Origin of the sequence: Leptolyngbya sp. Heron Island J (assembly GCF_000482245.1) — a bacterium.
In the GTDB taxonomy this organism is placed as follows: domain Bacteria; phylum Cyanobacteriota; class Cyanobacteriia; order Phormidesmidales; family Phormidesmidaceae; genus Leptothoe.
In genome coordinates this window covers 26,993-37,573 of the sequence record NZ_AWNH01000068.1, presented here as the reverse complement: position 1 = coordinate 37,573, position 10,581 = coordinate 26,993, and the positions used below count along the sequence as shown (strand labels likewise).

The 10,581-nt window shown below is 48.5% G+C and carries 10 protein-coding genes; 4 read left to right on the top strand and 6 right to left on the bottom strand.

Annotated elements, in window-relative coordinates; translation table 11 throughout:
• Nucleotides 1–589: 589 nt before the first annotated feature.
• Nucleotides 590–730, bottom strand: a complete 141-nt coding sequence (locus tag N836_RS76615) for a hypothetical protein (protein ID WP_161634992.1) — start codon at nt 728–730, stop codon at nt 590–592.
• A 441-nt stretch (nt 731–1,171) separates the two neighbouring features.
• Nucleotides 1,172–1,390, bottom strand: coding sequence for a hypothetical protein (locus N836_RS78215; protein WP_071789077.1), 219 nt, complete (start codon nt 1,388–1,390; stop codon nt 1,172–1,174).
• On the opposite strand from N836_RS78215, the gene N836_RS75985 reads away from it, so the two are divergent.
• From N836_RS75985 to N836_RS58335, 3 genes are all read left to right on the top strand, one after another.
• Nucleotides 1,371–1,628 carry a hypothetical protein gene (locus N836_RS75985; protein ID WP_152532200.1) on the top strand — a complete coding sequence of 86 codons (258 nt, stop codon included), beginning with the start codon at nt 1,371–1,373 and terminating at the stop codon, nt 1,626–1,628. The genes N836_RS78215 and N836_RS75985 overlap by 20 nt on opposite strands.
• A gap of 88 nt (nt 1,629–1,716) precedes the next feature.
• Nucleotides 1,717–2,034 carry a hypothetical protein gene (locus tag N836_RS58340; RefSeq protein ID WP_023074093.1) on the top strand — a complete coding sequence of 106 codons (318 nt, stop codon included), beginning with the start codon at nt 1,717–1,719 and terminating at the stop codon, nt 2,032–2,034.
• Between the two features lie 26 nt (nt 2,035–2,060).
• The gene (locus N836_RS58335; RefSeq protein ID WP_023074092.1) at nt 2,061–2,570 is read left to right on the top strand and encodes a hypothetical protein; all 510 of its coding nucleotides are present in this window, start codon (nt 2,061–2,063) and stop codon (nt 2,568–2,570) included.
• A gap of 304 nt (nt 2,571–2,874) precedes the next feature.
• Here N836_RS58335 and N836_RS58330 read toward each other — a convergent pair whose 3' ends face one another.
• The gene (locus N836_RS58330) at nt 2,875–3,489 is read right to left on the bottom strand and encodes a hypothetical protein (RefSeq protein ID WP_023074091.1); all 615 of its coding nucleotides are present in this window, start codon (nt 3,487–3,489) and stop codon (nt 2,875–2,877) included.
• Between the two features lie 218 nt (nt 3,490–3,707).
• Here N836_RS58330 and N836_RS58325 point away from each other — a divergent pair, with 218 nt between their 5' ends.
• Entirely contained in the window at nt 3,708–3,899 is a 192-nt protein-coding gene (locus tag N836_RS58325) for a hypothetical protein (protein ID WP_023074090.1), read from the top strand.
• A 36-nt stretch (nt 3,900–3,935) separates the two neighbouring features.
• Here N836_RS58325 and N836_RS58320 read toward each other — a convergent pair whose 3' ends face one another.
• Genes N836_RS58320 through N836_RS58315 form a run of 3 tightly spaced genes read right to left on the bottom strand, consistent with a single transcriptional unit; the run spans nt 3,936 to nt 10,467 of the window.
• Nucleotides 3,936–7,154, bottom strand: coding sequence for a type I restriction endonuclease subunit R (locus tag N836_RS58320; RefSeq protein ID WP_023074089.1), 3,219 nt, complete (start codon nt 7,152–7,154; stop codon nt 3,936–3,938).
• Nucleotides 7,151–8,347, bottom strand: coding sequence for a restriction endonuclease subunit S (locus N836_RS0138615; protein WP_023074088.1), 1,197 nt, complete (start codon nt 8,345–8,347; stop codon nt 7,151–7,153). The genes N836_RS58320 and N836_RS0138615 overlap by 4 nt, the downstream gene beginning before the upstream one ends.
• Nucleotides 8,344–10,467: a class I SAM-dependent DNA methyltransferase gene (locus tag N836_RS58315; RefSeq protein ID WP_023074087.1), complete on the bottom strand. Its 2,124-nt coding sequence runs from the start codon at nt 10,465–10,467 to the stop codon at nt 8,344–8,346. Before N836_RS58315 ends, N836_RS0138615 begins: the two co-directional genes overlap by 4 nt.
• Between the last annotated feature and the right edge of the window lie 114 nt (nt 10,468–10,581).

The window sequence follows — 10,581 nt, the reverse complement described above, 5'->3', positions numbered from 1 at the left end:
GAGATACAGCTATTTGCACTAAGTGTAAACTGTTGTCAGTGTGCGTAAGAGACTATAGCAACTTTAACAACAATCTTAACAACAATCTTAACAACAATCTTAACAACAATCTTAACAACAATGCTTGAAACCCTTGGTGTGTATTGGTTTCAGACGATAGAAAGTTGTTATGTGAGACAACAATATTATCTCTCTAGCATGCAACAGTTTGCACTAGTGTGTCACAAGTTGGCTTTTACAACAGTTTGCATCTGAGTGAAAACTGTTGCTCTCTATACCCCGCTCGCATACGCTCGTAGGCCCCTACCGGCTGCGCCGCTGGGGGTTTGGTTTTTTGCCGTTATCAATACTTGAGTCTTATTGCAACCTGACCCCATGTTTTTAATGGCCCTGGCTGACGACTCCACCAGCTCCACCGGGACAGCTCCACCAGAATCCAGACCACACCCCGCTCGCATACGCTCGTAGGCCCCTACCGGCTGCGCCGCTGGGGGAAACTATAGATAAATGCTTTCGTAGCTCTGTATCGCTGCTAGAGTCTATAGAACGCAATGAGTATTTATACTCATTGCGAGAGTCGCCGAGTGATCTAGCTTCGTGAGCTGGTGACGTGCGATCTCATCGCTAACCGGCTCAGTTCCACCACTACAGCCACTAGCGGACAGGTCGTCAGTTCAGACAAGCGGTGCGGCATGTATTGATTAATGTCTATAAAAGTGACGTCAACCATAGATGTCCGACCCCCCTCCATTGCATAATCCCTACGTGTTAGAGGGGGCCGGACATCTATATAAACTATTGATTTTTATCTATGCGTGATGGGTTTGTTGGGGAAGGGGCATGAGCTGGTGACGTGCGATTGCAACTCATGACTTTACCGGCTCGCTAAGCAGGCTGCATAACCAGTCAGCCTCAAAATCAAAAACCCTGACGGTGGAGAGCGCCAGGGCGCTAGATAACCAGGGTGCTAGATAGGGCTATCGCTACAGCCCTAGCGATACGGGTATCGCGATAGATGAAACTTAGTGGGCCGCTGGTGGCGGGGTAGGGCGTTTTTGGTCAGGTGGGGGTTGTTTCGATATCGCTGAACTGCTACCGGATAAGCACCAGGGTGTAGTTAGCAGTGGAAACGACTATGCCAACGGTAGTTATTGAGGTAATTGTAGAGAAGTTAATTGAGGTGGCTCTGGTGCTGCTTTGGCGATGGGGCTGGCGGTATATGCAGAAGTGGAGAATAGCGCGGTCTACGGAGCAGCTGGCAGAGGAGGAGAATGAGGCAGTGGTGGAAGGCTCTGAGCGTTCCCATGGCAGATGTGGTTAGGCTGCTGGCGGTGATGAGTTTAGCCTTGCGTAGGCTACTGTAGCGGGGAATGTGGCGGTCTTTGGCCATGGCCTTGAGCTGGCGAACAGTGAGAGACGATAGGTCTGTGGTGGGTTCGGTAACTGTGGCTTCTGTGGTGATGGAAGCGGCAGTTACTGGGTTGATTTTCGGCCAGTTGGCTTGCAGCGCCTGGTCGGTTTGTTATCTCGGTGCCGCACTGTGCCCTAGGAGTCTATTTGGTTGTCTGGCGGGCAGCGGTGCGGGGCTGTGGTCATCTCTATATTTACTGCGGGTTAAATCGTATTAAGTTACTTATTAATTTACTTAATCAGTAATTCAGTATTCAAAAATGATTTATATACTTATAAATAAGCTTATTTTTCAGGAGATATAATATGAATTCGTCTAATGAAATGGAAGGTTATTCACGTTTGCGTTTGGTTGATCAGAATCAGGTCAACTTGGAAGTCAGTGAAACGCGTGTATATGATCCTTCATCTCCGAAGAGCACCAAAATAACAGTTACTGTTCCTGAAGGTCTTGTGGATGAGTATAAGGAACGTGCTAATTCTTGGGGCGTTTCGTTGAGCGAGGCTGTAGCGCAAGCTTTGAGACTCAACAATCTTATCGAAACTACTCTTAAGGATGGTGGTGCTTTCTACCTAGCAGATGAGAGCGGAAAAGTCATGAAGGTTGAGATAGATCGTTCCTAAATAAATCTACTAAGGGGCTTTGTAAGATGGATAACTTTCCTGAAAAGCAAGAAGGTATAAAAAAGCCTTCTCAGAATCGTCCACCAAATTACATCTTCACTGAGATTGATAGTCCACCTCCTTACCACTTGAGACGTACCCTTGATGAATTCAAGGAGATGTCATGTCCATGGTCACAGTCACAAGAAAATCAATCGTCTCCAAATATCAGTTACCACTTTTATTTAGGGCTCAGATTTAGTGTCGTAGTTTTTCTGGGAGGTGTGGTTTTGGGAGCAGGCATTTTTGTCTCCAAAGTTTCTAGCAAAAGTGCGTGTCCATTTGCAGAGGCAGCACAAGTTACGCGAGCAGATTATGAGAAGCTTCGGAAAGATATGTCAAGAACTGATATTGAAGCAACTCTCGGCCCTGGCGTTGAGACTAGACAGGCCCAGAATAAGACTCACTTAGTTTGGGAAAATTGTGATGGCTCAAACCTCGAAGTTATTTTGGAAAATGGTGTTCTTGCAGTGAAAAATCAGTCAAACCTAAAGTGATTTGGCCAGCCATAAAAGCTGGCTATTATTTGTAAACAGCCTAATGTCTTGATTGTTTTCTTTACTGGTAAAAGAGGTCAAACACCTCCCAGAAGAGAATTCATAATTAAGAGCTGGGTTGGAGATAGCAACCCTAAATCCTATAAAAAGCCCCCACCAATCGGCAGAGGCTTGGAGTGTATGTGTTGTATAGAGAGTCTGAGTAGAAAAGGGTGCCCTGAGAATGAAGCATTTCACAGATTACGGAGTCTGCACTGGGCACCCAAGCTTGTTCACCTGAGGACCGCAACAGCTCAGCAATCTGTTAGCGGATGGACTTAGTCCGAGCATCGAGGGCATCGAGACGTGCTTCCTGGATATTGTCGATAGCTTTAGTACGCGCATCCAACGCTTCCAAACGAGCGGCTTGGATATCCTCAACGGCTTTGGACTGATTGTTCAGGTGCTCAAGACGTAGCTTATGAACACTGTTCTTGGTACGAGCATCCAGAGCGTCTAAGCGAGTCTCTTGGATATTATCAACGGCTTTGGTACGAGCATCTAGTGCATCTAAGCGAGCTTCCTGAATGTTATCGATAGCTTTAGTCTGATTGTTCAGGTGTTCTAGGCGTAGTTTGTGAACGCTGTTCTTGGTGCGAGCATCCAGTGCATCTAAGCGAGCTTCCTGGATATTATCGATAGCCTTAGTTCGGGCATCCAGTGCGTCTAGACGAGCAGCTTGGATATCTTCGATAGCCTTGGTCTGATTGTTGAGATGCTCCAGGCGTAGCTTATGGACGGAATTCTTTGTGCGGCGGTCGAGGGCTTCGAGGCGGGCTTCTTGAATATTGAAGTTAGCGGGCTCGACGGCGGATGCAACGGGTGAGATCGCAGCGGATGCAACGAGAACGGTTAAGGCGGAAAGTAGTGTGCGTTTCATGGTTAAAGCTCCTTGAGGAATCAGTGAAGTGTGTTTACTTGCTTCATTGATTACAAGAATGCCGGGGGCAGCTGAACGCTATCTGATGGGTAACTGAAGGTTGCTTAAGGGGTTTCTGAAATTGGCTGAGTAAGTTTGGTGATGGGGGTCACAGGGGTGTTTGGGAGTTGAGATCTCAGATCATCCCCTACACTAATTCCAGGTTTACCAGCTAACTCATGGATTCAACATCTCAGAGCACACAGGTAATTCAATCGCTACGCATAGGTGACCTTGTAGGCCATCGTCAGCAGCCTGATCGTCAGTATGAGGTGCTGCTGACGGTGGATGAGCAGTGTTTGCTAGCGGTGCGGTTGCTTGGGCTGGCTCTGTGGTTTATTTCGCTGCGAGATGTGGTGCCACCGTTTTAGGTATGAGGAGATGAGATCGCAACTGCATTTTGCCGTCTAGGCTGCATCTGCATAGAAAGGAGATGGCAGCCTAGGATAAACCTTAAAGACGTGTCGGTATACTTCCTCAGCGGTTTCTTCCACCTCTTCCTCTGTATAGCTGTCAACTGGTAACCCTGTGTCGTCACTCCAAAGAAAGTCTTTTATAGTTTGGCTAACGGCATCGCGGGTGGATTCTTTTTTCTTCCAGTTTTCGATCCGCAATTTTTCGGCTTTGAGGGTTTCTAGCAGTTGGCCTGCAATAGCTTTAATGAGTTTAATATCAGCACTGCTGAGATCTGATTTCTTGAGTAGGTCGTAGATGGCTAGCTCTTCTTTGCTGAGTCCTTCGCGTATGTGACGATTATCTTCTTCGTCTAGCTCTTGGTAAAAGTTGATGAGGGAGTCGAAGGTTGCCTCAATGGTGACTCGGTCTTTTTCGCTGTTATAGGCTTTGATGATCTCCTCGTAGTGTTGCTGATAATTGGTGCGGGTGGAGTTTTCGCCCATCATTTTCCCTAACCGTTTATCGATTGTCTGTTTGAGAGTTTGGACAGTAGTGTTTTTAGTGGCGCTGCGCTCAAATTCTCTCCGCAGTAGGTCAAAGTCGATATGGCTGATGTCGTATAGGGTGTCTGGGGTGTCGCTTTGATCAGGTTGAACATCAATGGCCTCATTAACTACGGTCCTGAGCTGGCGGATGACATCGCTGATGTCGGCTTTCTCTCGGTCATTGATGACAGATGTATAGATGATGTTGAGGGCGTCGCGATCCTTGCGATAGGCGTTTATGCCGTCTATGTTGATGCAGGCTTTGAACTGCTTTAAGGCCTCGCGACACATGATTTCGAAGCGTTTGCGGGCTTCGTCGTTTTCGTTGACAGCTTCTTTGGCAGCTGAGATCGCAGCAATCCGGGCAAAGCTAGTACTCTCGATAATGCGGTCTAGTTCAAAATTGCGATCACTCAAGAAAGTGCGGGCCATGCCAATAGCCTCAGCTAGATCTGCCAACAGTTCTTCTTGGGGTTTGGCTGGGTCTACGGGTTGGCTGCCTGCCTCTCTTCCATTGCCGGTGTCAGTGGTCCCTGCAAAGGTGGCCAGGGCCTGGCGCAGGTTCTTGAGGATGCCGCAGTAGTCGAGGATGAGACCGTTGTTTTTGCCTTCAAAGACGCGGTTGGCTCTGGCAATGGCCTGCATGAGGGTGTGAGCTTTGAGGGGTTTGTCTAGATAGAGGTTGGTCAGACTGGGGACATCAAAGCCGGTGAGCCACATGGCGCAGACAATAGCAATGCGGAAGGGATGTTCTTGTTTTTTGAAGGCGGATTCAATATCGATGCATTTACCATCGTCTAGTTCAAAGCCGTTTTTGATGAGCTGACGATGGGAAGTGATATCAAAGCCCTCCTGGCGGAAGCTGTCTACTTCACCTTGTTGTTCGCTGACAACCACGGCGGCTATGGTGGCTTTCATCCATTCGATTTGCCGTCGTTGATAGATTTCGGCCTGTTCATCAGGGGCAAAGGCGAGGGCTGCTTCTAGTTCACGGATGCGCTCCTGCCAGTATTTGAAGATGAGACCATGCATTTTGACGCAGGTGAGTTTATCAATGCATACGAGCATGGCTTTGCCAGATTCCCAGGCGGTGGAGTAATGGGTGACAAAGTCTTTAGCGACCTGGTCCAGGCGCTTATCGGCGGTGATGATGTGGTAGTCGCGCTTGAGTTCTCGCTCTAGTCGTTTGATGTCGGCTTCTTCGGCTTCTAGCTGCTCTAGCTTTTGGGCGATGCGCTCATTGATGTCGTTGGTGGTAATGCCTAGCTTGTCGCCCCGTGCGTCGTAGTAGAGGGGGACGGTGGCGCGGTCATCGACGGCCCGTTGGAAATCGTAGGTGGAAATGTAGTCACCAAAGATACGGCGGGTGACTTCGTCGCCGGTGAATAGGGGAGTGCCGGTAAAGCCGATGTAGCTTGCTTGGGGGAGGGCGTTTCGCATGTTGAGCGATAGCCTGCCATATTGTGTGCGGTGGGCTTCGTCGGTGATGACGATGATGTCGTTACGGGTGTTGTAGGGTTTGTTTGGATCGACGTCTTTAGTGAACTTCTGAATCAGTGTGAAGATGTGGGATTTGTGGGGTCCCAAAAGTGTTTTAAGGTCCTCGTTACTGCTGGCGCGGCAAGGGTCGCTGTCATTATCTACGAGGCCGCATCCGGCGAAGGTGTCATAGATTTGGCTGTCTAGGTCTTTGCGGTCGGTACAGATGAGGAAGGTGAAGTTACCGCCTAGTTTGCGATGGATCTTGCGAGTAAAAAAGACCATGGAATAGCTTTTGCCGGAGCCCTGGGTATGCCAGAAAACGCCTAACTTTCCTTCTCGTTCTTCGCGGGTTTTGACGGATTCAATGGCCTGGTTAACGCCAAGATACTGGTGGTTGCGAGCAACAATTTTGACGGTGTTGCCCGAGGAACTATCAAAGGTAATAAAGTTCTCAAAGATGTCCATGAAGGTGTGTTTATGGCACACGCCCATGAGCAGGGTTTCCATGTCCACAGCGCCTTTTTGGTCTTCGTCCAGACGCTTCCATTCGTGGAAGTATTCAAAGCGGGTTTCGGGTGAGGCTCCGATACGGGCATCAATGCCGTTAGCGAGGATTAGAAAAGCGGTGTGGTGAAAGAGCGTAGGGACGACGTCTCGGTAGTCGGCCAGGTTGCCATCGTAGGCAGCGCGGATGTCTTTGTTGACATTCTTTAGCTCCATAAAGAGTAGGGGAATGCCGTTGACGAAGCCTATGATGTCGGCACGACGACGATAGAGTACTCCTTTTATCCAGAACTCGCGCACGGCGAGGAAGTGATTATTGTCGGGGTGGTCAAAGTCAAAAACGCGCAGTCGCTCTTTAACGAGTTTGCCTTCGTTATTACGGAAGCTGACTTGAATGCCATCTTTGAAGAGATTGTATTTTTCCTGGTTAATGGCGAGTACGGTTTGGCTGCTGCTGTATTCGGTGATTTGGCGAATGGCATCGCGGTAGGCGTCGTCTGGCAGACCAGGGTTGAAGTCTTCTAGTTTGTTACGGAGGTAGCGAGTGAGAACGACTTCACGGTCAGAGAGGCGACCCAGTAAGCCGTCTTCACCGAAGTTTTCCTGATTGTAGGCATAGACGGATTCCCAGCCGAGTTCATCGCGCAGATAGTCGGCGGTAGTGGCTTGAACCAGGGTGTCTTCGGTGTAGGGATTCATAGGGTTATTTCACCGTTCATGAGTCGGGGGAGTAAGAGATCGCGGGCTTGTTGGAGCCCTTTATTTTGGAAAGCTAGAGCCTTAAGTTGATGGGTAATTGGAATAATTTGTTCATTAAATAACTGAATAACAGTTTTAGAAGGTTCTAAGAACTCGTATGTGAGAAGGTACTTCCAATCAGCACGTGGCATCTTAGAGCCCTCCTTCGCCGTTGTAGAAGCTAGTGCTACAAATTCATCACTAGAAGCTAGCATCAAGCAGTAAGAATGTATTTCTCTTGAGTGAGGGCGAATTACTATCGCATCAGCTGATGTGATACCTGAAGTAAAAGCTAAACCGACCTTGTGAAAATATGCTCTTATCTTGCCAAAAATAATATCTGACTCCTCGAAGAGAAACTTCTTGCTTTCGATATCTTTTGCGAAGCCCCAGTCAGAAAGAGTGATCGAGCGGCGAGGAATATGTTCCAGGCCGATGTATGGTGTTTCTGATGGCATCTCTTGAGGAGAAACCGATTGACGAATATCTGAACAGAAATAGGATAAAGGTCTTTTTTCCCAGCCTTGGGGCACACCATCGATAACCTCCACATGCTCATGACCAGGAAAGCGTAGGTGTACAAACCACTCCTTGTAGAGCAGGCGGGCAGATTGCTCTAGTAGCTGGATGCGGCGGCGGTTGTTTTCGATGAGGTCATCGTAATGTGCTGCAGCCTCTCCAAGCTTTTTCTGAATTAATACATCATCAGGAATGCTTACTTCTATAGCTTCTATAACTTCAGTAGGCAGCTTTTTTGTCCCATGAGATGCTTCTCCTGCAAGCTGTCTAATGTGCTCACGTTGCGCATAAAGTGAATAAAATAAAAATCTTGGGTCCGTATCCTCTTTGAGCTGTAGCGCCTTCAGGTCCTGATTGAAAGCTACTGGAACTTTTGACAATGAAATACGAAACTCCTTAGCAAGAGACATTCCCCGGACGACAAAGAGGATTGTATTTTCAGGAACTAACTTAGTTCCATTGGCTAAACCTTCTTCAGTAACGTGTAGCTGAGAATCGCTGATTCGTGAAGTAAGTAAGTCTTTTGCACTGACCCAAGGGATATTTCCTCCCCAGTATTCAGGTTTCTGTTTGCTGGGAGTTCCACCAGACAAAAACTTGGCAATACTACCAAGCTTTTTCACTCTCCAACTCATACCCCCAGCTCCTCAAAATTCTTTGCGATCGCAATCGCCAACTCTGATGCTTCCTGGTTTAATCCCTCCAGTTCCACATGGATTTCTCGTAGGGCTTCTTCAAAATCAAAGTCTTCATCTTCCTCCTCTGGAGCTACGCCCACATACCGCCCCGGTGTAAGGCTCCAGTCGTTCTGAGCTATAGTTTTCCGGTCTACGCTCTCTCGGTCCACCAGAGCTACTAGCCCCTCCACATCCTGGTAGGTGCCCTTGGGGAATCGCTCGGTGAGCCATACCGCCTGTTTATGGAAATACCATACCTGTTTGAGTTGAGCCACAACGGCTTGACGAGCGGTATCAGCCTGCTTACGGGGACTGGAGATCTCTTTACTCTTGGGCCAGTGGTCGTTTTCCTTGGCGTTCAGGTCCTGTTCACAATGGTCAATTAACCGTACTGCTAGCTTATAGACCAGATCTGCCTGCTTTACCAGATCGCGACTCTGATTTGCCATGGGAGCCAACCGATCTACCGCCTCATTCAGTTCCGCATTAGTAGTAGCGGGTTCCTTTGTCCAGGTCTTTTGCTCATGTTCCAGCGCCTGATAAAAGGTCGCAATATCCGTGTTTACGGTATCAAGAGCCGTTTGAAATTCGGTGAAGGGTTCAGTGGTTGCGACCTCTTTATTCAAGCTACCCACAAACGGCTGTATCACCTTCTGCATAGCCAGCAGAGCATCAGTATAATCCTGACAAGGCTGAGTCTTAGTGTCGTCCTGCTTCAGGAAGAAGCAATGCTGAGCCTCTTTTAGCGTCTGTGCCAGGTAATCCTTCACCAGTTCTAGAAACCGGTCTTCCTGTTTCCGATAGAGCCATACAATCGCCAAAATATTCTGAAGCTGCTCTGGGCTGAAGTCATAAATCTTACGCGTCACCTTGTGGTAGATATTCCGCGCATCGATCATCAATACCTGGTTCTGTCTATCCTCTGGCTTAGCACGGTTCAAAAACCACAACTCACAAGGGACAGGGCGGGTGTAGAAAAAGTTCTGACGAATGGCGATCATGACTTCCACATCGCCTGTCTCCACCAGCTTTTTCCGCACTTTAGCCTCATCGCGCCCCGCACTCGATGCCTGGGATGACATTACAAAACCAGCGCGGCCCTTTTCATTTAGGTAGCTGTAGAAATAGCTAATCCATAGGTAGTTCCCGTTGGAGACCTTTTCATCCTTATTGACTCCCGGCAGACCAAAGGGCAAACGTGGATCCTTTGTAATCTTGCCTTCGTCCACCTCATCCACATTAAAGGGCGGATTTGCCATCACATAGTCGGCTTTGCCCACCATCTCCGCCGGGTCTTCATAGTAGGTAATGGCCTTTTGAATGTCGCCCTCAAGCCCATGAACTGCCAGGTTCATCTTGGCAAGGCGAATAGTAGTTCCGTTCTTCTCCAGACCGCGAAACAACAACTTTTGGGGGTTGTCGTGCCGACGCTCTAGAAACCGCGCACTCTGTACAAACATGCCGCCAGAGCCACAGGCCGGATCAAACACAATCCCATGGTCAGGCTCTAGCACATTCGCAATCAGCGATACCAACGAAACCGGTGTGAAAAATTCCCCACCATCGTGTGCCTTCTCTCCAGCAAACCGAGTTAGGAAATACTCATAGATACGACCAAAGATATCCCCTGTAGCTGTTTTCAGCTCTTCCGGGTTGAGAGTGCGTAGCAGCTTCCCCAGTACTTCGTTATCTAGCTCCTGGTATTCCGCCTTGGGCAAGGCCCCTTTCAGGGTCTCGTAGTCCTCTTCAATGGACTTCATCGCCTTAATCAGTTTTTTGACGCGGTCATCGCTATCCGTCAGCGATACCAAGTAGTCAAACTGCGCCTCTGGTTTCAGAAAAATAGCGTTCTTCTGGGAAAAGTCCTCTTTCCGTAGCGCACGAGTTTTACCGCCCCGCGACGGCAGCTTGATGGTTTTCTTTACCGCCAGAAATCGACTGTAGGCATGGCGCAGGAAAATTAGGCCCATTACAGGCATGAAATACTCATTGCTGGCATAGCTGGAGTTAGAGCGTAGGGTATCCGCCGCATTCCACAGATTTTTTTCGATCGCTCCGATGGTTTCCAACTGACTCATCCACTACATCACCTTACGAATTATTCTGCTGAGCACCTGAGGGCTCAGACACCTTTGCCGCTTTTTATGAAACCGTTCTACTCGAATGATGTCGAGTAAACTTTTTTATCAAAG